This window comes from Caenispirillum bisanense (genome assembly GCF_039523075.1).
In the GTDB taxonomy this organism is placed as follows: domain Bacteria; phylum Pseudomonadota; class Alphaproteobacteria; order Rhodospirillales; family Rhodospirillaceae; genus Caenispirillum; species Caenispirillum bisanense.
Genome location: NZ_BAAAEP010000013.1, coordinates 1 through 21284 on the forward strand (window position 1 = coordinate 1; position 21284 = coordinate 21284).

21 protein-coding genes are annotated in these 21284 nt (G+C 70.9%); 12 read left to right on the forward strand and 9 right to left on the reverse strand.

Annotation, left to right across the window (positions count from 1 at the left end; genetic code table 11):
* The 5 genes from ABD056_RS07865 to ABD056_RS07885 all read left to right on the forward strand — a co-directional run.
* On the forward strand, nucleotides 1-2941 hold a 2941-nt coding region (locus ABD056_RS07865), incomplete at its 5' end, for a tetratricopeptide repeat protein (RefSeq protein WP_343866003.1).
* Between the two features lie 160 nt (nucleotides 2942-3101).
* The gene (locus ABD056_RS07870) at nucleotides 3102-3791 is read left to right on the forward strand and encodes an HAD-IIIA family hydrolase (RefSeq protein WP_343866004.1); all 690 of its coding nucleotides are present in this window, start codon (nucleotides 3102-3104) and stop codon (nucleotides 3789-3791) included.
* A gap of 5 nt (nucleotides 3792-3796) precedes the next feature.
* Nucleotides 3797-5848 (forward strand): AsmA family protein, encoded by a 2052-nt coding sequence (locus ABD056_RS07875; protein ID WP_343866005.1) that lies wholly within the window; start codon nucleotides 3797-3799, stop codon nucleotides 5846-5848.
* A 94-nt stretch (nucleotides 5849-5942) separates the two neighbouring features.
* Nucleotides 5943-6677: an ATP12 family protein gene (locus ABD056_RS07880; protein ID WP_343866006.1), complete on the forward strand. Its 735-nt coding sequence runs from the start codon at nucleotides 5943-5945 to the stop codon at nucleotides 6675-6677.
* Nucleotides 6678-6820: 143 nt separating this feature from the next.
* Complete coding sequence (locus ABD056_RS07885) at nucleotides 6821-8353, forward strand: acyl-CoA carboxylase subunit beta (protein ID WP_343866007.1); 1533 nt, start codon at nucleotides 6821-6823, stop codon at nucleotides 8351-8353.
* 79 nt (nucleotides 8354-8432) lie between these two features.
* Here the strand turns inward: ABD056_RS07885 and ABD056_RS07890 are convergent, their stop codons facing one another.
* Nucleotides 8433-8810, reverse strand: a complete 378-nt coding sequence (locus ABD056_RS07890) for a GxxExxY protein (protein ID WP_343866008.1) — start codon at nucleotides 8808-8810, stop codon at nucleotides 8433-8435.
* 83 nt (nucleotides 8811-8893) lie between these two features.
* Here ABD056_RS07890 and ABD056_RS07895 point away from each other — a divergent pair, with 83 nt between their 5' ends.
* From ABD056_RS07895 to ABD056_RS07905, 3 genes are all read left to right on the forward strand, one after another.
* Nucleotides 8894-10882, forward strand: coding sequence for an acetyl-CoA carboxylase biotin carboxylase subunit (locus ABD056_RS07895; RefSeq protein WP_343866009.1), 1989 nt, complete (start codon nucleotides 8894-8896; stop codon nucleotides 10880-10882).
* Nucleotides 10883-11037: 155 nt separating this feature from the next.
* Nucleotides 11038-11262: a DUF3126 family protein gene (locus tag ABD056_RS07900; RefSeq protein WP_343866010.1), complete on the forward strand. Its 225-nt coding sequence runs from the start codon at nucleotides 11038-11040 to the stop codon at nucleotides 11260-11262.
* A 19-nt stretch (nucleotides 11263-11281) separates the two neighbouring features.
* On the forward strand, nucleotides 11282-11656 hold the full coding sequence (locus ABD056_RS07905) for a hypothetical protein (RefSeq protein WP_343866011.1): 375 nt from the start codon (nucleotides 11282-11284) through the stop codon (nucleotides 11654-11656).
* Here the strand turns inward: ABD056_RS07905 and ABD056_RS07910 are convergent.
* The 5 genes from ABD056_RS07910 to ABD056_RS07930 form a co-directional block, all read right to left on the reverse strand.
* Nucleotides 11623-12225, reverse strand: a complete 603-nt coding sequence (locus tag ABD056_RS07910; RefSeq protein WP_343866012.1) for a putative glycolipid-binding domain-containing protein — start codon at nucleotides 12223-12225, stop codon at nucleotides 11623-11625. The genes ABD056_RS07905 and ABD056_RS07910 overlap by 34 nt on opposite strands.
* A gap of 17 nt (nucleotides 12226-12242) precedes the next feature.
* Entirely contained in the window at nucleotides 12243-12572 is a 330-nt protein-coding gene (locus ABD056_RS07915) for a hypothetical protein (protein WP_343866013.1), read from the reverse strand.
* Nucleotides 12573-12691: 119 nt separating this feature from the next.
* On the reverse strand, nucleotides 12692-13585 hold the full coding sequence (locus ABD056_RS07920) for a DUF72 domain-containing protein (RefSeq protein WP_343866014.1): 894 nt from the start codon (nucleotides 13583-13585) through the stop codon (nucleotides 12692-12694).
* Between the two features lie 44 nt (nucleotides 13586-13629).
* The gene (locus ABD056_RS07925; RefSeq protein ID WP_343866015.1) at nucleotides 13630-13770 is read right to left on the reverse strand and encodes a hypothetical protein; all 141 of its coding nucleotides are present in this window, start codon (nucleotides 13768-13770) and stop codon (nucleotides 13630-13632) included.
* On the reverse strand, nucleotides 13767-14678 hold the full coding sequence (locus ABD056_RS07930) for a tetratricopeptide repeat protein (RefSeq protein ID WP_343866016.1): 912 nt from the start codon (nucleotides 14676-14678) through the stop codon (nucleotides 13767-13769). The genes ABD056_RS07925 and ABD056_RS07930 overlap by 4 nt, the downstream gene beginning before the upstream one ends.
* 110 nt (nucleotides 14679-14788) lie before the next feature.
* Here ABD056_RS07930 and ABD056_RS07935 point away from each other — a divergent pair, with 110 nt between their 5' ends.
* Both ABD056_RS07935 and ABD056_RS07940 read left to right on the forward strand, forming a co-directional pair.
* The gene (locus ABD056_RS07935; protein WP_343866017.1) at nucleotides 14789-15253 is read left to right on the forward strand and encodes a thioesterase family protein; all 465 of its coding nucleotides are present in this window, start codon (nucleotides 14789-14791) and stop codon (nucleotides 15251-15253) included.
* A 90-nt stretch (nucleotides 15254-15343) separates the two neighbouring features.
* Nucleotides 15344-16381: a GGDEF domain-containing protein gene (locus ABD056_RS07940; protein ID WP_343866018.1), complete on the forward strand. Its 1038-nt coding sequence runs from the start codon at nucleotides 15344-15346 to the stop codon at nucleotides 16379-16381.
* Between the two features lie 11 nt (nucleotides 16382-16392).
* On the opposite strand, the gene ABD056_RS07945 is transcribed toward ABD056_RS07940, so the two are convergent.
* Together ABD056_RS07945 and ABD056_RS07950 are read right to left on the reverse strand one after the other, a co-directional pair.
* Nucleotides 16393-17124: a hypothetical protein gene (locus ABD056_RS07945; RefSeq protein WP_343866019.1), complete on the reverse strand. Its 732-nt coding sequence runs from the start codon at nucleotides 17122-17124 to the stop codon at nucleotides 16393-16395.
* Nucleotides 17125-17142: 18 nt separating this feature from the next.
* Nucleotides 17143-18978, reverse strand: coding sequence for an aminopeptidase P family protein (locus ABD056_RS07950; RefSeq protein ID WP_343866020.1), 1836 nt, complete (start codon nucleotides 18976-18978; stop codon nucleotides 17143-17145).
* Nucleotides 18979-19171: 193 nt separating this feature from the next.
* Between ABD056_RS07950 and ABD056_RS07955 the strand changes: the two genes are divergently transcribed.
* Both ABD056_RS07955 and ABD056_RS07960 read left to right on the forward strand, forming a co-directional pair.
* A complete protein-coding gene (locus ABD056_RS07955) occupies nucleotides 19172-19666 on the forward strand; it encodes a DUF1127 domain-containing protein (RefSeq protein WP_343866022.1) in 495 nt (164 codons plus the stop codon).
* A 300-nt stretch (nucleotides 19667-19966) separates the two neighbouring features.
* Complete coding sequence (locus ABD056_RS07960; RefSeq protein WP_343866023.1) at nucleotides 19967-20152, forward strand: DUF1127 domain-containing protein; 186 nt, start codon at nucleotides 19967-19969, stop codon at nucleotides 20150-20152.
* A gap of 63 nt (nucleotides 20153-20215) precedes the next feature.
* Here ABD056_RS07960 and ABD056_RS07965 read toward each other — a convergent pair whose 3' ends face one another.
* Entirely contained in the window at nucleotides 20216-21115 is a 900-nt protein-coding gene (locus ABD056_RS07965) for a 50S ribosomal protein L11 methyltransferase (protein ID WP_343866024.1), read from the reverse strand.
* Nucleotides 21116-21284: the final 169 nt, after the last annotated feature.

Sequence of the window (21284 nt, forward strand, 5' to 3'; positions counted from 1 at the left end):
CAACGGCAACCGCCTGCCGGTGCGCACCGGCGAGCATCCCGGCTTCTTCCGCGTGGTGTTCGACTGGAACCGCCCCGTCGGCTACCGCGTGCTGAGCAACGGCGACAAGGCGGTGGTGGAATTCGACCGCGCCGCCACCATCGACCTGCCGGCCTTCCGCGCCGCCATGCCGCAGGCCCTGCGCGACGTCGGCACCGAAACGCGCAAGAAGGGCATGGCGGTGTCCGTGCCGGTGCCGCCGGGCGGCCGCGTCCGCCATTTCACCAGCGGCTCCAAGGTGGTGCTCGACCTGCTGCCGGCCGCCGGCCAGCAGCCGCCGGCCCGCACGCCGGAAGAGCAGCAGCAGGCGCCCGCCGATGCCGTGGCCGCCGCCGGCGTGCCGACGCCGCCCCCGACCAAGCCCGACCAGGGCGCGCCGGCGGTGACGCCGCCGGTCGCCGGCACCTCGCCCGGCACCTCGCTGGCGCAGGCGTTGCAGCAGGCCCAGGGCGCTGCCGACCAGAAGGCGGCGGAGGCGGCCGATCTCGCCCCCGCCGCCGCCGAACTGCGCGATCCCGCCGACGGCGAGGCGGTGGAGCCGCTGCCGCCGGGCCAGAAGGCGCGCGTCGCCAGCCTCAGCTTCTCGTGGAACGAGCCGACGGCGGCGGCGGTGTTCCGTCGCGGCGGCTATCTGTGGGTGGTGTTCGACCGCCACCAGCAGGTGGACATCAACCTGCTGCGCCGCCTGGGCGCCGGCATCGTCAGCCACATCGACCAGCTGCCCAGCCGCGCCTCCACCATCGTCCGCATGGTGGTGGAGCCGGGGTATAACCCGAGCGTCCGCCGCGAGGGCCTGCTGTGGATCGTCGACCTGATGCGCCAGCCGCTGAAGCCGGCGACCGCCATCGAGGTCCAGCCGCAGCTGCAGAGCCCGGTCGGACCGCGCCTCTATCTGCCGGTGACCGAAGGCGGCCGCAGCATCACCGTGCTCGACCCCGAAATCGGCGACCAGTTCTTCGTGGTGCCGGTGATCCCGCTCGGCCACGGCGTGTTCCCGTCGCGCAGCTATCCCGATGTCGAGCTGCCGGCCACCGCCCAGGGCGTGGTGGCGATACCGAAGACCGAGAAGGTGTCCGCCACCTCCACCCGCAACGGCGTCGACATCGTGGCGCTGGGCGGCGGCCTGCGCCTGTCGGGCGACACGGCGCGGCTGGAGGCGATGAACCGGGTAGGCGACGAATCGGTGCTCAGCCAGGTCTATGACATCCGCGGCTGGATGCGCGGCCCGCCCGAGGACTACATCAAGAACCGCCAGGACCTGCAACTGGCCGTCGCCGATTCCAACGGCGAGCGCAAGCAGCGCGCCCGGCTGGAACTGGCCCGCTTCTACTTTGCCCACGGGTTCGCGGCGGAAGCCATCGGCGTGCTGCGCACGCTGGAGGACGAGGCGCCGGAGATGGTCAACACCGCCCCCTTCCGCGCCCTGCGCGGCGGCGCCAACTACCTCATGGGCCGCTATGGCGAGGCGGTGGAAGACCTAAGCCACCCGAGCCTCGCCGGCGTCGACGAGGCCGACTTCTGGCGGGCCGCCTCGCAGGCGGCGCTGGGCGACCCGGCGCTGCAGTCGAGCACCCTGCGCCAGACCGGGCGCGTCATCGGCAGCTACCCCGACCGGGTGAAGATCCCGCTCGCCCTGCAGGCGGGCGAAGCGGCGGTGGATGCGGCCGACGACCTGGCCGCCCACAACTTCCTGGAAGCGGCCCGCAGCGACTACAACACGCCCGGCGAACAGGCCGCCATCCGCTACCTGGAAGGCCGCCTGGACGAAGCCACCGGCGCCTATGAAGCCGCCATCGAGAAGTGGGAAGAGGTGGAAGCCGGCCAGAGCCGCCTCTACCGCGCCAAGGCGGCCCGCGACCGCCTGGAACTGCTCGCCAAGATGGAGCGCCTGGAGCGGCCGGAACTCATCAAGGGCCTGGAAGACCTGCGCTTTGCCTGGCGCGGCGGCCCGTTCGAGTTCACCCTGCTGATGCGCCTCGGCGGTCTCTACGTCGAGGAACAGAAGTGGCCGGAGGCGCTGCGCACCTACAAGATCGCCGCCAGCTACTTCCCGCAGCTGCCGACGTCCGACCGGGCGGCGGAAGCCATGCGCAAGATCTTCGACCACCTCTACCTGGAGGGGGCGGCCGATACCATGTCGCCGATCACCGCCATCGCGCTGTTCGACGACTTCCGCGAACTGACCCCGACCGGCGCCAAGGGCGACGAGATGATCCGCCGGCTGGCCGACCGGCTGGTGAGCATGGACCTGCTCGACCAGGCGGCGCTGCTGCTCGACCGGCAGGTGAAGTTCCGCCTGCAGGGGGTGGAGCGGGCCCGCATCGGCGGCCGCCTCGGCCTCGTGCACCTGCTCAACCACGACCCGGAATCGGCCCTGAAGGCGCTGCTGATGACCCGCGCGCCCGACATGCCGGAAGCCCTCGACCGCCAGCGCAACCAGCTGATGGCCCGCGCCCTGGCGGAACTGGACCGCACCGACGAAGCCATCGAACTGCTCACCGGCGACGAGAGCGAGAACGCCAAGCTGCTGCGGGCGGAAATCTACTGGCGCAAGCAGGACTGGAAGGGGGCCGCCAAGGCCCTGTCGGAACTGGTGCCGGCGCCGGCCCGCAACGCCAGCCTCGACACCACCCAGGCCCGCCGCGTGCTTGACTGGGCGACGGCGCTGACCCTGGCCAATGACGATGCGGCGGTGGCCACCCTGCGGTCGCGCTATCTCGGCGCCATGCAGAACACCACCTATCGCGATGCCTTCGACCTCATCACCGCCTCGCCGGCGGAAGGGGTGATCGACTATCGCACCGTGTCGGACCGCATCAAGCAGGCGGAGAACTTCCAGAGCTTCCTGTCGGCCTATCGCGACCGTCTGCGCCAGGGCGGCGCCCTGTCGGCCATCAACTGAAGCCGGGCGGCGGCCGGGGGCGACAGGCTCGCCGGCCGCCGGCGGCGGCGGAGGAGGAAAACAGCGGCGGGCGGGAAAAAGCCGGGCGATCGGCGGCCGCCTCCGCTATGATCCGCCGCAGGTGCGGACGCACCGGCATCGCCATCACCGCCACAGAGCCATGACCGCCTCAACGCCGCTACGCCTCCTCGTCCTCGACGTGGACGGCACCCTTGTCGACAGCATCCACAACATCGTCGCCGCCATGGAAATGGCCGCCGGCGCCCACGGCATCCCCTGTCCGCCGCCGGCCCGCTGCCGCCGGGTGGTGGGGCTGGAACTGGTGGAGGCCGTCGCCACCCTGTTCCCGGAGCACGAGCCGGACCTGCACCGGGCGGTGGCGGAAAGCTACAAGCGCGCCTTCCAGGCGCTGCGGGCGGCGCCCGACCATGTGGAGAACCTTTATCCCGGCGCCCTGGAGGCGCTGCGGGCCTTCGACGAGGCCGGCGTCCTCCTCGGCATCGCCACCGGCAAGAGCCGCCGCGGCGTCGCCAGCATGCTCGCCCGCCACGGGCTGGAGGGGCGGTTCCTGACCATCCAGACGGCCGACGACAACCCCGGCAAGCCGCACCCCGGCATGCTGCTGCGGGCCATGGCCGAGGTGGGCGCGGCGCCGTCCGATACGGTGATGGTCGGCGACACCAGCTACGACATGGCCATGGCGCGCGCCGCCGGCTGCCACGCGGTGGGCGTCAGCTGGGGCTATCACCCGGTGGCGGAGCTGCACCAGGCCGGCGCTCACACGGTCATCGACGGCTACGACCTGCTGCTGCAGGCGGCCCATGGGCTGTGGCAGCCGACGGCGGAGTGACGGTCATGCGGGTGCGGAGCATCCTCAAGGGGCTGATGGTGACCACGGTGGCGCTGGGCGTCGCCGCCGTCGCCATGGTGATGACGGTGGACGTGGCGCAGTACCGCGGCCTTATCGCCGATCAGGTCAAGGCCGCCACCGGGCGCGAGCTGCGCATCGCCGGCACCGTCGACCTCAGCCTGTCGATGACGCCGGCGGTGGTGCTGGAGGACATCAGCCTCGCCAATGCCGACTGGGGCACCCGGCCGGAGATGCTCACCGCCCGCCGGCTGGAGGCGCAGGTGGACCTGCTGCCGCTGCTGCGGGGCGAGATCCGGGTGCAGCGGCTGGTCATCGTCGGCGCCGACCTGCTGCTGGAGCGCGACGACGCGCACGGCGGCAACTGGCGCCTGCAGCCGCCCGCCGCCGAGGGGCCGGCCCTGGCGGGGGCGGAGCAGGCGGCGCAGCACGGCCGCAGCGCCCTGCCGGACCTGCGGCAGGTGCGGCTGGAAGACGCCCGCATCGTGCTCGCCGACCACGCCACCAGCCGCGGCCACGAGGTGACGGTGGCCGCCCTGGAAGCCACGGCGGCGGGCTGGGGGGCGCCGCTGGCGGTGGCCGGCTCCGGCACCCTGGACAAGGCCGCCTTCCGCGTCGAGGGGACGGTGGGGCCGCTGGCGGCGCTGCTCAATCCCGGCGGCGCGCCCTACGCCATTGATCTGTCGGCAGTGGTGGCGGAGGCGTCGCTGGCGGTCAGCGGCAGCATCGCGCGGCCACTGGAGGCGGAAGGCTTTGATCTGGCGGTGCGCCTCAACGCCCGCGACCCCGAGAAACTGGCCGCCCTGGTGCTGCCGCTGCCGCCCGACGATCTGCCGCCGCTGCGCTTCGACGGGCAGGTGAGCGAACTGCCCGGCGGCTGGCGGGTGGACAACCTGGCCGCCAGCATCGGCGACACCGCCGTCGCCGGCTCGCTGACCGTGCTGCTGGACCGGCCGCAGCCGGCCGTCACCGGCCGCCTGTCGTCGCCGCGCCTGGACCTGGCGGCGCTGCTGCCGAAGCCGCCGCAGCCGACGCCCTCGGCCGCCGTGCGCGGCCGCCGTCTGGTCTCCGACGCGCCGCTGCCGCTGCTGCTGCTGGGCCTTGCCGATGCCGACCTGGAACTGGCGGTGCAGGCGCTGCGCCTGCCCGAGGGGCCGGAACTGACCGGCGTCACCGCCGCCGTGACCCTGGCCGGCGGCCGCCTGAGCCTCAAGCCGCTCACCGTCGGCATCGGCCGCGGCACCCTGACCGTCACCGCCACCGTCGATGCCGCCCGCGGCGACGCGGCGGTGGTGGAGGTGGAGGCGGAGGCGCGCGCCATGCAGCTCGGCCGCCTGCTGGCGCAGCTGGGGCATCCCGGCGTGGTCGAGGACGGGCCGCTGGAGGGCTCGCTGCGCATCGCCGGTGGCGGCGGCAGCCTGCGCAGCATCCTGGCCGGCGCCGACGGCCGCCTGCAACTGCGCATCGGCGGCGGCCGCATCGACAATCAGGCCCTGCGCAGCGGATCGCGCGACGTGGTGCTGCGGCTGGGGGACGGCCTCAACCCGCTGGCGGCGCGGGAGCCGCTGACGACGCTTCACTGCGGCGTCGTCGCCGTCACCATCCGCGACGGCATCGCCGCCGCCGACCATGGGCTGGCGCTGGAAACGGCGCAGATGCTGGTCAGCGGCTCCGGCACCCTGGACCTGGGGGCGGAGGTGGTGGACGTCGGCTTCCGCACCACCGTGCGCGACGGCCTCGGCCTCGCTCCCGCCAGCCTGTCGAACCTGCTGCGGCTGCGCGGGCCGCTGCTCGACCCGGCGCTGGCGGTCGATCCGGCCGGGGCGGCGCGCACCGCCGCTTCGGTGGGCGGCGCCGTCGCCACCGGCGGCCTGTCGCTGATGGCGGAGCGGCTGCTCGATCAGGCGGCGGGGGCGGAGGCTCGCCCCTGCGCCCGCGCCCTGGCGCCGCCGGCCGCCGCCGCGCCGCTCTCCGCCGGTCCCACCGGCAACCCGGTTGAAGACCTGGGCAGCGCCCTGCGCGGCCTGTTCGGCCAGTAGCGGCACGCCGCCCGCCCGTTGTTGTTGTCATTGTTGGTGCCGTGGCCGCCCCGCCTGAGCGGCGGCCCTGCCTGAGGCGAAGGAACCCGAGTCGATGAGTTCGTTCGAAACCCGTCCCATGAAGCGCTTCTACAAGACCGCGACGGTGGCGCCCGCCGCCGCCGGCCCCGGCGCCGGCCATGCCGTGCGGCTGGACGGCCGGCCGGTGCGCACGCCGTCCAAGGCCGAGCTGGCGGTGCCGACCGAGGCCCTGGCCGCCGCCATCGCCGCCGAGTGGAACAGCCAGGGCGAGACCCTGCGGCTGGCCGACATGCCGCTCACCCAGCTGGCCAATACCGCCATCGACCGCGTCGGCGCCCTGCGGCCGCAGATGATCGACGAGCTGCTGCGCTTCGCCGAGACGGAACTGCTGTGCTACCGCGCCGGCGACGACCAGCCGGCCCTGCGCGACCGCCAGCTGTCCGCCTGGCAGCCGCTGCTGGACTGGGCCCGCACCCGCTACGACGCCGACCTGTGCATCACCGCCGGCCTGATGCCGGTGACGCAGTCGGCGGCGGCGCTGAAGGCCCTGCGGCTGGCGGTGGAGCAGCTGGACGACTGGCGCCTGACCGCCCTGCAGGCGGCGGCGGCGGCGCTCGGCTCGCTGGTGCTGGCGCTGGCGCTGCTGGAGGGGCGGCTGGATGCCGAGGGTGCCTTCGCCGCCGCCTATCTGGACGAAGCGTTCCAGATCGAACAGTGGGGCGAGGATGCCGAGGCGGCGGCCCGTCTGGCCCGCCTGCGAAAGGATGTTGCCGATGCCGCCGAGTTTCTGTCTCTGGTCGGTTCGTAAGTCCGACAAACGAGCAAACATCTTGCGAAAATCGTAGGCAAACTGCGGCTTTGAGGCGCCTTTTCTATGGCGCGGAACGCATGAAGGTGCTATCCCGTTTTCCCGCCAAATCGGGTGGGACCTCCGCCAAGTTGAGGGAGCCAATGCAAGAGATCATTCGTCTGCTCGAGGAAAAACGCGCGCAGGCCCGCCTGGGAGGCGGCCAGAAGCGCATTGACGCCCAGCACGGGAAGGGCAAGCTGACCGCGCGCGAACGTCTCGAGCTGCTGCTCGACGAGGGGTCCTTCGAAGAGTGGGACATGTTCGTCGAACACCGCTGCGCCGACTTCGGCATGCAGGACAACAAGACCCCCGGCGACGGCGTGGTGACCGGCTACGGCACCATCAACGGCCGGCTGGTGTTCGTGTTCAGCCAGGACTTCACGGTGTTCGGCGGCTCGCTGTCGGAAGCCCACGCCGAGAAGATCTGCAAGATCATGGACCAGGCCATGAAGGTCGGGGCGCCGGTGATCGGCCTGAACGATTCGGGCGGCGCCCGCATCCAGGAAGGCGTCGCCTCCCTCGGCGGCTATGCCGAGGTGTTCCAGCGCAACGTCATGGCCTCGGGCGTGGTGCCGCAGATCTCCATGATCATGGGCCCCTGCGCCGGCGGCGCCGTGTACTCCCCGGCGATGACGGACTTCATCTTCATGGTGAAGGACAGCTCCTACATGTTCGTCACCGGCCCCGACGTGGTGAAGACGGTGACCCACGAAGTGGTGACCGCCGAGGAACTGGGCGGTGCCGTCACCCACACCAGCAAGTCCGGCGTCGCCGACCTGGCGTTCGAGGATGACGTGCAGGCGCTGCTGCAGCTGCGCCGGTTCATGGACTTCGTGCCGTCGTCCAACCGCGAAGACCCGCCGGTCCGCCCGACCAGCGACCCGTCGGACCGCCCGGACTATTCGCTCGACACGCTGATCCCGGACAACCCGAACAAGCCCTACGACATGAAGGAGCTGATCACGAAGGTCGTCGACGAAGGCGACTTCTTCGAGATCCAGCCCGACTTCGCCAAGAACATCCTCACCGGCTTCGGCCGCTTCGAAGGCCGCACGGTCGGCATCGTGGCGAACCAGCCGATGGTGCTGGCCGGCTGCCTGGACATCGACAGCTCGCGCAAGGCGGCCCGTTTCGTGCGCTTCTGCGATGCCTTCAACATCCCGCTGGTGACCTTCGTCGACGTGCCGGGCTTCATGCCGGGCACCATCCAGGAATACGGCGGCATCATCAAGCACGGCGCCAAGCTGCTCTATGCCTATGCCGAGGCGACCGTGCCGAAGGTGACCGTCATCACCCGCAAGGCCTATGGCGGCGCCTATGACGTCATGAGCTCCAAGCACCTGCGCGGCGACGTGAACTATGCCTGGCCGACGGCGGAAATCGCCGTCATGGGTCCGAAGGGCGCGGTGGAGATCATCTTCCGCGGCGACATCGGCGACGAGAAGAAGATCGCCGAGCGGACGGAAGAATACCGCCAGAAGTTCGCCAACCCGTTCGTCGCGGGCTCGCGCGGCTACATCGACGACGTCATCATGCCGCACAACACCCGCAAGCGCATCTGCCGCTCGCTCGCCATGCTGCGCGACAAGCAGCTGGAAAACCCGTGGCGCAAGCACGGCAACATTCCGCTGTAATCGCGAGCGTCTGACGGACTGGCGGGTGGGTGAGAACCACCAAGACACCAAGACACCAAGAGGGCGTCGCCTGGCGCTCCTAGAGAACCAGGCGACGGATGCCTTGCTTGATTTGAGGCACGTTGAAGTTGATCAGGAGGCCGAGGCGGCAGCCGGTCAGCTTGAGGTAGGTGAGAAGTTGGGCATCGAAAACTGGATTGTGCCGCTCCGCGGTCTTCAGTTCGACGATGAGACGGTCATCGACCAGCAGGTCGAGCCGCATCCCGCCTTCGATCCTGATGCCGTCGTAGAGCACCGGGTAGGCCACCTGCCGCGCAAACGGGATGCGGCGTTTGGTCAACTCGTGGCACAGGCAGGCTTCGTAGACCGATTCGAGAAGCCCGGGACCAAGCGTGGAATGCACCCGATAGGCCGCATCCACCACCGCCCGGGCAAGGCGATCCAGGTCGGGATGCAACGGGTTCCTTGGTGTCTTGGTGTCTTGGTGGTTCAAAACAGCACGACCTCCCGCCGCGAGCTGATGAGGGGATAGGCATTATCATGTTCAAGAAGATCCTGATCGCCAACCGCGGCGAGATCGCCTGCCGCGTCATGAAGACGGCCCGCAAGATGGGCATCAAGACGGTCGCCGTGTACTCCGATGCCGACCGTGACGCCCTGCATGTGCAGATGGCCGACGAGGCCGTTCACATCGGGCCGCCGCCGTCCGCCCAGTCGTACCTGCTGATCGACAAGATCGTGCAGGCCTGCGTCGATACCGGCGCCGAGGCGGTCCATCCGGGCTACGGCTTCCTGTCGGAGAACCAGGCCTTCCAGAAGGCGCTGGCGGAGAAGGGCATCACCTTCATCGGCCCCGACGCCCACGCCATCTACGCCATGGGCGACAAGATCGAGTCCAAGAAGCTCGCCAAGGAAGCCGGTGTGTCCACCGTTCCCGGCTACATGGGCGTCATCAAGGACTCGGCGGAAGCCGTGAAGATCGCCGAGGAAATCGGCTTCCCGGTCATGATCAAGGCGTCGGCCGGCGGCGGCGGCAAGGGCATGCGCCTTGCCCGCAACTCCGCCGAGGCCAAGGAAGGCTTCGAGTCCGCCACCAACGAGGCGCGCTCCTCCTTCGGTGACGACCGCGTCTTCATCGAGAAGTTCATCGAACAGCCGCGCCATATCGAGATCCAGGTGCTGTCCGACGGCGAGAACTGCCTCTATGTCGGCGAGCGCGAGTGCTCCATCCAGCGCCGCCACCAGAAGGTGATCGAAGAGGCGCCGTCGCCCTTCCTCGACGAAGCCACCCGCAAGGCCATGGGCGAGCAGGCGGTGGCGCTGTCCAAGGCGGTGAACTACCGCTCCGCCGGCACCGTCGAGTTCATCGTCGACGCCAACCGCAACTTCTACTTCCTTGAGATGAACACCCGCCTGCAGGTGGAGCATCCGGTGACCGAACTGGTGACCGGCCTCGACCTGGTGGAATGGATGATCCGCATCGCCTATGGCGAGAAGCTGACCGTCCAGCAGTCGGACATCAAGCTCACCGGCTGGGCGCTGGAAAGCCGCATCTACGCCGAAGACCCGTACCGCAACTTCCTGCCGTCGACCGGTCGCCTCGTGCGCTACCTGCCGCCGGCCGAGAGCGATACCGTGCGCGTCGACACCGGCGTCTATGACGGCGGCGAGATCAGCATGTTCTACGACCCGATGATCGCCAAGCTGTGCACCTATGGTGCCACGCGCGACGAAGCCATCGGCCACATGCGCCGGGCGCTGGACGAGTTCTACATCCGCGGCGTCAGCCACAACATTCCCTTCCTCGCCTCGCTGATGAGCAAGCAGCGCTTCGTGGACGGGCGGCTGACCACCAACTTCATCGCCGAGGAATACCCGAACGGCTTCTCCGCCGCCGACCTGCCGGCCGACGATCCCACCGTGCTGGTGGCGGTGGCGGCGGTCATCAACCGTCTGCAGGCGGACCGGTCCGCCATGGTCACCGGCCAGCTGCCGGGCCATGAAATGCAGATCCGCGCCGACTGGGTGGTGCGCCTGAACGACGACTTCCACCCGGTGCAGGTGAAGCCGGCCGCCGACGGCGAACATTACGACGTCCACATCGACGGCGCCGCCTGCCCGGTGGTCACCACCTGGACCTTCGGCGACCCGCTGTTCCAGGGCACCGTCAAGGGCCGCGCCGTGACCGTGCAGGTGGACGCGCTCGGCACCGGTCTGCGCCTGTTCCACAACGGCGCCCAGGCCATCGCCGTGGTCTACACGCCGAAGGGCGCCGAGCTGGCCAAGCTGATGCCGAAGAAGGAGCCGCCGGACCTGTCGCGCTTCCTGCTGTCGCCGATGCCGGGCCTGCTGGTCTCGGTGGCGGTGTCCGAGGGCCAGGAAGTGAAGTCGGGCGAGACCCTGGCGGTGGTCGAAGCCATGAAGATGGAAAACGTGCTGAAGGCCGAACAGGACGGCACGGTCAAGAAGATCCACGCCCAGCCGGGCGCCTCGCTGGCGGTCGACCAGATCATCATCGAGTTCGAGTAAGACCGGCCCGCGGCGGCTTGACCTTTTCGCCCCGTCGCCGTAAGGGAAGGTTCAGCAGTTGCGAGAAAGCCCTGTCGGGGGTGCCTGACAGGGCTTTCCACTTTATATGACGGCCTGCACACCGACATGACAGGCCGACCGTGGAGGAGGCACCGATGACCAAGACCGAAATCGCCCGCGTGCAGGAATATCTGCGCCGCACCTTCGGCAACACCGCCATCACCGTCGCCGCGCCGAAGAAGGCCGGCCAGCCGGTGGAAGTGTTCTGCGGCGAGGAGTTCATCGGCGTGCTGCACCGCGACGAGGAAGACGGCGAGGTCTCCTTCGACCTGCACATGACCATCCTCGACATGGACCTGCCGCCGGCCCCGCGCGGCTGACGGCGGCGGAGCACCGGCCATGGCGTCGGGCTACGAGTTCTATATCCGCCACCTCCGCTTCATGGCCCGCACCACCGCCCACGGCGATCCGGCCGTGGCGGTGATGATGGACCAGCTGCGGCTGGCGGCGGACGGGCTGGCGGTGAACGGCGACCGCTATGTGGTGGAGGCCTCGCGCCTGCGCCTTGCCGCCCGCGCCCTGGCGGGCCTCGCCGGCTTCCTGCAGCAGCAGATCCTGCCCGAGGTGGTGTCCGCCGGCAACGCGGTGGGCGAACGGCAGGTGCGCTGGGTGATCGACACCTCCATGGAAACCATGGCGGCGCTGATGATCCACGCCGAAACCACCGCCGACCGCGAGGACTATACCGTGGTGCTGCCGCCGCCGCCGGCCTGAGGCTCGCGGCCGGACGGCTCCAGGCGCTCGAACAGGTGCTGGTAGCGGACCACCAGGCCGCGGTCGTCCACCTCCAGCTCCGCCTCGAACCCGGCCGACAGCCCCAGATCGACATAGCGCACCCGGCCGCCGGCGAGGCGGATGTAGCGCTGGCGTGACCGCGCCACCGTCATGGTCGCCGCATCCACATAACAGGTATCGAGCGTCAGGTCGGCGCCGGGGTCGACCGGCAGGCGGCGGATCGGCAGGGTGTTGCAGAAGGGCGTGACCGACAGGTCGGGCTCGTCGCAGCCGTCGAGGTCGGGACGACGCACGCCGTCGACGCTCCAGCCCTCCGGGCCCCGGTGCAGGGAAAGGCGGCAGGTGCCCGACGGTCCGTGCCGCTCCACCTCCAGGGCGGTCGCCCGCCAGTCCGGCGTCAGCCGCCAGCGGTGGGTGAGGCGAAAGCCGCCGTCGTCAAGCCCGATGACCGTCCCCGCCGCCGTCACGCCGTCGTCGCCCACCGAGAGGGCGAGGCGCTCCAGGCCGGGGCAGTCGGTGCGGCGCCAGAACAGGATGCTGTCGCCCACCGCTGCCTCGCCGGGTGTCAGGCGCCCGCCGCCAGGGCGGGGTCGCGCAGGGGCTTGGGGGCGCTGGTGCGCAGCAGGCCGACGATGCCATCCACCGCATCGGCGACCGAGGCGGCGGCGGTGCCGTCGTCGGCTTCGGCGGCGCGGTCGGCCAGCGGCACCAGACCGTTGGACCCCACCCGCATCACCACCGGCCAGACCTTGCCGTCGCCGGTGAAGAATTCGATCTGACCGTCCTCGCGGTCGGGGCCGATGACGAACACGGGCTTGGCATCAATTCCCTGTTCGCTGAAGCGCAGGCGCAGATGGGCGATGATCTCCTGCGGAACGACGTGCTGGCTGGTCATCGTGCATCTCCTGAGATGTTTGCTTGCGGCAGTCTCTCCACTTACGCCGTCAGAGGAAAGCGAAGGTTTTCCTACTCTCCTTCAGCTCGGCGCCTGCACCCAAAGTTCAACCATCCCGATCAGCCGCCGCCCAGCCGCTGCCGCACCCGCGCCACCAGCCCCTGGGCATCCACCGGCGCCCGCACCTTGCGGTCGTTGTCGAAGAACACGAAGACGTCGCGGCGGGCGGCCTTGGGCGGCGGCCGGTCGCTCGCCCGCACCGCGTCGGCCGGCTCGCCGCCGCCGGCCCAGGCCACCACCCGGTCGGCCCAGCGGTCCAGGGCGTCGTCGTCGTAACCGCTGGCATAGAGTTCCTCCGACCCGTGCAGGCGCAGGTAGACCACGTCGGCGGTGACGTCCATCATGCATGGCCAGTCCACCGAATCCGACACCACCACGCCGACGCCGTGGCGGCGCAGCTGGTCGATGAAGCCGGGGTCGCGGAAGCTGTCGTGCCGCACTTCCATCACGTGATGCAGCGGCCGGCGGGTGTCGGTGGTGGTCCAGGCGCGGCCGTCCAGGCGGTGGTCGTGGCGGGCGGCGAGGGCGGCGGCCTCTTCGGTGTCGCGCGGCAGGCTGGCGAGGAAGGGCTCCAGGCGCTCCGGCCGCCAGGGGAAGCTGGGCGGGAACTGCCACAGCACCGGCCCCAGCTTGGGCCCGAGGCGCAGCACGCCCTGGGCCCAGAAGTTGGCGGCGGCGTCCTCCACCCCCTTCAGGCGCAGCATGTGGGTGAGGTAGCGCGAGGCCTTGACGGTGAAGACGAAGTCATCGGGCACCGTTTCCGCCCAGGCGGCGAAATACTCCGGCCGCTGCAGGCTGTAGTGGGTGCCGTTGATCTCCAGGGTGCGGAAGGCGCGCGAGGCGAATTCCAGCTCCTGCCGCTGGGGCAGGCCCTTGGGGTAGAACACGCCGCGCCAACCGGCATAGCGCCAGCCGGACACGCCGATGCGGATGTCGCCGACGCCGTGCTTCATGCAGCGTCAATGCGGCAGCCGCCGCCGGTGTTCCGCCGTCGCGGTCAGAAACAGCCGAGGCCGCCGCCGTTGAGGAACACCAGCAGGCCCCAGTCGCTCCACAGGGCGAGGCCGCCGGCCAGCGCCACCGCCAGTACGGCGGCGCCGATCCAGGGCGCAGCGCGGGAGGAGAGGGAGGCGGTCATGGCGCCGCCGTCTCCGCCCGGTCGAGGGTCTCAACCGCCCGCACCGCCGCTTCGTGCAGGTCGTGCTGGCCGGCGCGGCGGAACAGTTCAGCCGCGTGCTGGAACGACTTGCGGGCGTGCTTCGGGTTGCGGCCGGCTTCGATCTCGCCCACCTCCATCAGCATCTCCGCCTCGCCCTCCAGGTGGCCGGCGCCGGCGTAGAGCTTGCAGGCGCGGCGGAAGGCATCGTAGGCGGCATCCTCGTCGCCCAGCGACCGCAGCAGCAGGCCGAGGCCGCCGGTGGCTTCCGCCTCGTCCAGCGGGTCGCCGTTCTCGGCGAAGCGTTCGATGGCGCCGTCGAGCATCTCATGCGCCCGGTCGGGCTTGCCGAGCAGCTGGTAGAGGTTGCCCAGCGCCTTCATGGCATGGGCCTCGCCCAGGGTGTCGCCGGCCTGGCCGTAGAGGGCGCGGGCGTGGGTGTAGTGCATGACGGCATCGTCGTCGCGCTTTTCCAGGCCGCGGGCGACGTGGCCGATCTGCATGTTGGCGAGGGCCTGCCCCGACAGGTCGCCGGCGGCGCTGTACAGCTCGATGGCGGCCTGGAAGCATTCCACCGCCTCGCGCGGGGTTTCCTCCATGCGGTAGAGCAGGCCGAGGCGCATGAGCACCGCCGCCTGATGGCCCTGTTCGCCCGATGGCGCCAGCAACTTGCGGGCCTCCACATAGGCGTCGCGGGCGGCGGCCATGTGGTCGGCGTCCAGTTCCATGTCGCCGAGCAGGATCAGCGCCGAGGCCTCGCCGTCGGCATCGCCGGCGTCGTGGTAGTGCAGGCGGGCCCGGCGGGCGGCTTCGGCGGCGCGCTGGCGGTCGCCATCAACCCAGTGCCGCTCGGCCTCTTCCAGGGCGAGATCGCCTTTGTCCTGGGGCATGACATCCTCCCGCGCGGTGGCGCCGTTTTCGTGTACCGTCAGGACAGTATAACCGATGCGGCGGCTTTCCGCTGCCCTTGGCCGCACAAAATGACAGCGAGGTGACGCCCATGCCCCCCGTGCCGCCCCATCACGAGACCGTGCCCGCCGCCTGGACCGACTACAACGGCCACATGAACGTCGCCTACTACGTGCTGGCCTTCGACCACGCCACCGATGCCTTCCTGGATGCCGCCGGGCTGGATGCGGCGTGGCGGGCGCGGGAAGGGCGCAGCGTGTTCGTGGTGGAGGCCCACGTCACCTATGACCAGGAGGTGCTGGAAGGGGCGCCGCTGCGCATCCAGCCGCGGGCGCTGGCGGTGGGCAACAAGTCGCTGCGGCTGTTCCACACCATGCACCACGCCGGCGAAGGTTACCTGGCCGCCACCAACGAGGTGATGCTGCTGCAGGTGGACATGGCCAGCCGCCGCACCATCCCGTGGGATGAGGCCACCCGCGCCCGCCTGCAGGCGCTGGTGGAGGCCGACGGCAGCCCATGGCCGGAGCAGGTCGGGCGGGCCATCGGGCGGCGCTAGGGTTTTCCGGCGGCGGCGAAAATTCCCTGCGTGACGCCGACCGAAAAGGGCGTAATACTTCCGCCATAGCAATTGCGGGACGTGGGGTTCATGCAGTTCGCACATTCCAAGGAGCGGGCCGCCGACGTGGCCGCCGCCGCGCTGTCGCGCATGGCGGCGCTGGGCGTGGCGCCGACGCCCAACAACTACCTGCTGTGGTACGCCTACGAGGCGGACGGCCTGCCCGACCTGCGGCGCGAGGTCGACCGCCTGCTGGTGGACCACACGGTGTTTTCCGCCGACATCTGCGAATCGCTCTACCAGCGCCACTTCACCGCCGCCGGCCGCCGCGACGGCCTGGACGATGCCTCCCGCCGGCTGGAGGAAACCATCGCCAGCGTGTCCTATGCCGTCGGCACTGCCGAGCAGGGCGCCGCCGACTACGGCCGCACCCTGGCCGGCTTCGCGGAAGAGGTGCGCAGCCCGGAACGGGTGGGCCACGCGCTTGCCTCGGTGCTGGCCGAAACCCGCCGCATGGCGGAGCTGAATCGCGCCCTGGAACAGCAGCTGAGCGAAAGCCGCAACGAGGTGTCGGAACTCCGCCGCACCATGACGGCGCTGGAGGAAGAAGCCAGCGTCGACGGCCTGACCGGCATCGCCAACCGCCGGGTGTTCGAGCGCATCCTGACCGAATCGGCCGCCAAGGCGCAGGGCGGCGGCGGCTTCCTCAGCCTGATGATGGTGGACATCGACCACTTCAAGGCCTTCAACGACACCCATGGCCACCTGCTGGGCGACCAGGTGCTGAAGCTGGTTGCGCGGTCGCTGGTGGACACGGCGGGCAAGGACGACACCGCCGCCCGCTACGGCGGCGAGGAATTCGCCGTCATCCTGCCCGGCTCGTCGCTGGCCGCCGCCAAGGTGGTGGCCGAGCGCATCCGCGAGACGGTGGCCGCCCGCCGCATCGTCAACCGGCGCACCAACCAGGATCTCGGCCGCGTCACCCTGTCGGTCGGGGTGGCGGAACTGTCCCTGGGCGAACCGCTGACCGCCTTCGTCCAGCGCGCCGACGAGGCGCTTTACGCCGCCAAGCACGCCGGCCGCAACCGCGTCGTCACCCAGACCGAACTGGAACGCCAGGGCGCCTGACGGCGCCGCGGCTACACCCCCGTCGCCGCCAGCTGGGCCAGGATGGCGGCGATCCAGGCGTCCTTGCCGGCCTGCATCATGGGGCTCGGGTGGGCGTAGGCGAGCGGCCCTTCCGGCGCCTGCACCCCGACCAGCGGCCGCCCTGCCAGCGCCGCCCGGCAATGCTCCGCCAGCGGGAACAGCGCCTTGTGCCGCCCCCAGCCGAGGATCACCGGCGGCGACCCGGCCGCCGGGCCGATGTGGCGCAGCAGTTCGTCGCGGCGGGCGGGGCTCCACAGGGAATGGCCGTCGCCACCGGGCAGCCCGGTCAGCGCCTGGACGTGGCGGAACAGCGCCGGGCTCTTGGTTTCCCGCAGGTCGGACAGGTTGAGCACGCGGGCATGGCGCCAGCCGCGCGCCGCCATCACCTTCATGATCTGGTACTGGGTGGTGTCGGGGATGGTCGGCACCAGCCGCCGCACGCCGGCGATGGCCGCCACGTCGGCCACCTGCGGCGGCACGAAGCCACCGTCGATGCTGCGCGACGAGCCGGGGTTCATCATCACCACCAGCAGATCGGGGCGGCGGTCGAGCACCGGCGACGGATCGCCGGCCGGCACCAGCTCGTGGGCGATCAGCTCCAGTACCGAGCGGCAGGACCACACCGCGCCGCCCAGCGGCAGGTCGTAGAACAGCCCGTGGACGGCGAAGCGGGCCTTGCAGTCGGCGGCCCGCAGGGCCTGGGTGGCGGCAACGTCGAGCATGGCGGCAGCGGCCTCGCCTCAGCCCATCAGCGCCAGCGGCCGGCAGGCTTCCGCCAGCCAGTGCAGGGTATCGGGCTCGCCGGCCAACAGCGGCGCCAGGGTGTGGTGGACGCGGCGGTGATAGGCGTCGATCCAGGCCACCTCTTCCGACGTCAGCAGCGCCGGCTCGATCAGCAGGCGGTCGATGGGCACCAGGGTCAGGGTCTCGAAGCCGAGCATGGGCCGTTCCGCCCCCTCGATCTCGCGCCGCTCCACCGCCACCAGGGCCTCGATGCGGATGCCGTAGGCGCCGGTCTTGTAGTAGCCCGGTTCGTTGGAGAGGATCATGCCCGGCTTCAGGGCGATGGTGTTGGGCAGCTTGCTGATGCGCTGCGGCCCTTCGTGGACCGACAGATAGCTGCCGACGCCGTGGCCGGTGCCGTGGTCGTAGTCGAGCCCGTCCTGCCACAGCGGCAGGCGGGCCAGGGCGTCCAGCTGGCTGCCGGTGGTGCCCTCGGGGAAGACGGCGGTGGCGAGGGCGATGTGGCCCTTCAGCACCAGGGTGAAGCGGCGGCGTTCCTCCGGCGCGGCGGCACCGACGGAGAGGGTGCGGGTGACGTCGGTGGTGCCGTCCAGGTACTGCGCCCCGGAATCGAGCAGGAACAGCTGCCCCGGCTCCACCCGCCGGCTGGTGGCGGGGGAGACGCGGTAGTGGACGATGGCGCCGTTGGGGCCGGCCCCGGCGATGGTCGGGAAGCTGAGGCCGCGGTAGAGGTCGCCGGTGGCGCGATAGGTCTCCAGGGTGTCGGAGACGGCGAGTTCGTCCAGATGCCCCTTCGGCGCCTCCTGCGCGAACCACGCCAGGAAGCGGACCATGGCGGCGCCGTCGCGGCGATGGGCGGCGCGGGTGCCGTCCAGTTCCACCGCGTTCTTGCACGCCTTGGGCAGGGCGCAGGGGTCGACGGCGCGTTGCAGGCCGGCGCCGGCCGCCTCCAGCCGCGCCCGCACCGCATCGGGGGCGACGCCGGCATCCAGCCGCACGGTGGCTCCGGCGGCGCCCAGGCGGTCGAGGGCGGCGGGCAGGTCGGCGGGCTCGCGCAAAGTGACGGCGGCACCCAGGTGGGCGCGGGTTTCGGCCGCCACCTTGCGCCCGTCCATGAACAGCTCCACCCGCGGCGGCTCGCCGCAGTGGACGATGGCATAGCCGAGCGGGAAGGGGGCGCAGGGCACGTCGCCGCCGCGGATGTTGAGCAGCCAGGCGAGGCTGTCCGGCGTCGTCAGCACCACCGCGTCGGCCTTGTCGCGGCGCACGGCGGCGGCGATTTCGGCCAGCTTGTCGGCGGCGTCGCGGCCCGCGAACTCGGCCGGGTGGGGCACCACCGGCGCCAGCGGCGGCTCCGGCCGGTCGGTCCAGGCGGCGTCGAGCGGGTTGTCGGCCAGCGCCACCACTTCCGCCCCCGCCTTCTCCGCCGCCCGGCGCAGGCGGGCGACGCCGTCCGGGGTGTGCAGCCACGGATCGTAGCCGAGCCGCGTGCCCGCCGGCAGGCTGCCGGCCAGCCACTGCTCCACCGACGTCTCGGTGGTGTGGACGATGGTGTAGAGGGTGGTGTCCACCTCCGCCGCCGCCTGCAGGGTGTAGCGGCCGTCGACGAACACCGCTGCCCCCTGCGGCAGCACCACCGCCGCCCCGGCGCTGCCGGTGAAGCCGGTGAGCCAGGCCAGCCGCTCCGCGTTGGGGGGCACGTATTCGCCCTGGTGCTCGTCGGCGCGCGGCACCACGAAGCCATCCACCCCGCGCGCGGCAAGGGCATCGCGCAGGGCGCGCAGGCGGGCGGCGGGGGCAGGGGCGGCAGCGGCGGCGGACGCGGCGGTCATGCGGGCTCCTTCAGCGGACGGCAGGGGCGGGAGGGGAATACCTGAGTGGCAGGCTAAGGGCCGGCGGGCGCGGCGGCAAGGGCCAGTCTGAGGCCCGCGTCATCGACGCCTTGCAGGAAGATGCCATCGACGTTTTGCATCAGGATGATGATCCATGCGCGGCCGGCAATGCTGCGATGCAACAGATACGCTGGTGCGCCGGCAGGCCATCACCCACATTGCCGCCACCACGCCGTCGACCAAGTCCGGCGCTGGCAAATCAACTGTAAAACGAGATAGTCCCATGTGGCCCTATGACGACAGCGAAGCCGACTGGCTGGGCGCGACTGCCCCCGCCGTGAAGGCCCCGGCTGCCGCGACGGTTGTTTCCCTCCAGTCCGCCCGCAGCGAGGCCGGCCGCAGTGCCGTTGCCGCCGCCGGGCCGGTGACCGGGGGCTCGGAAGACGAAGGCGGCCTGGTCGGCCGCATCATCGGCCGGATCCGTTCCTGGCGCGAACGCCAGGATGCGCGCTCCCGCCTCTATGCCATGAGCGAGCGTGAACTGGCCGACATCGGCCTCACCCGCGATGCCATCGACATGGCCGTCGGCAGCGCCGACAGCCTGCAGAAGCCGACCTTCGACGGCGTGCTGGGCGGGGCCGTTCACGGCCTGACCCGCGGCGCCACCACTTGGTGGAAGGCGGCGTAACCTGCGCTGCAGGTTCGTGCACAAGGCGCACTTCCCCTCTCTCGCGCCTTGAAAGGCCCGTCCGGCGAGCCCAGCCGGACGGGCCTTTCCGCATCCAGCGACCGGCATCTCCGGCGGTCCGGCGGGGCCTGGGCAGGGCGGCGACATGACGATCGTCACGGCGACCAATGCAGCGCCCGCAGACCTGACCGGCGGTTGAGCGGGGTGGTCGAAAACTGCCGCAAGCGTATCTTTCCCTACGAATGATGCGGCCATGCAAAACGCCGCACGCCCCGTTCAGGAAAGCCTAGGAGAGTCCCCATGAAACCGCTGCATCTGCTCGACCGTCTTGCCGACAGTCTGCATGCCTGGCACGAGCGTCATCTGGTGCGCGACTCGCTGGCCGGCATGAGCGACCGCGAGCTGGCCGACATCGGCCTCACCCGCGACGACATCGACGCCGTCGCCACCGGCACCTTCGAGAAGGACAGCGAGCGCCTGCACTGAGGCGCCCGTCCGCTCCCGCTTCCCGTTTCCCGCACCCCGTTTCCCGGCCGCAGCCGCACGCCCTCAGCCGCGCGACAGCACCAGCGTCGCCCACGGGTCGAGGGCGTAGCGCCGTTCCAGCACCAGCCCCTGCAGGCGGTAGGCGTTGAGCACCATCGGTTCCTGCCGGCGCAGCAGGCCGGCCAGGATCACCTTGCCGCCGCGGTCCAGGGTCGCGGCCACGTCCTTGGCCATGCGCACCAGCGGGCGGGCGAGGATGTTGGCGAAGATCAGGTCATAGGGGCCGCGCCGCGGCACCTCCGCCAGGGCGAAGCCGTTGCCGGCGAAGGCGGTCAGCTGCTGGTCCACGCGGTTGCGGCGGGCGTTGAGGTCGGTCACCCGCACCGCCTCGGCGTCGATGTCCACTGCCGTCACCGGGCAGGCGAAGGCGCGCGCCGCGGCGATGCCGAGGATGCCGGTGCCGCAGCCCATGTCCAGCACGTTGCGGAAGCGGCGGCGCTTGCCCAGGTCGTGCAGCGCCATCAGGCAGCCGTAGGTGCTCTGGTGTTCGCCCGATCCGAAGGCGGTGGCGGCGTCCACCAGCAGCGGCACGCTGCCCGGCGGCAGGGCCTCGTCATAGTGACTGCCGTGGATGAAGAAGCGGCCGGCGCGGATGGGCGGGAAGGCCTGCAGGTTCTCCTGCAGCCAGTTGCGCTGTTCCTCGCGCTCGATCAGTACCTCGGGCTCCGGCACCCCGGCGACGGCGGCCGCCAGCGCGATGGAGGCGGCGACGGCGGCCCGGTCAGGCTCGCCCTCGCCATAGCCGTCCAGGCGCCACAGGGCGTCGTCGCGGTCGTCGTCCTCCACCTCGAACTCCAGCACCGCCGCCATGTGCTCCTGCAGCGCCGCCTCGAAGGCGGGGATGGCGAAGCGCGGGACGATGGTCTGGATGTGCCAGATGTCGGCGGAGTCCTTGCCGGTCATTGCGGGTCTTCCGGTGATCGTGGGGTTGCCGTCCGTCTAGCACAGCGAACGCCGGAAGTCATGCGAAGGGCGCATTGCTGCGGCGCAAAATAGGTCAGAACCGGATAACCGCATCCTGGCCTATGGTCGGTTCAGCACCCCTTGTCACACAGGCCTTCCCGGGGCCGAG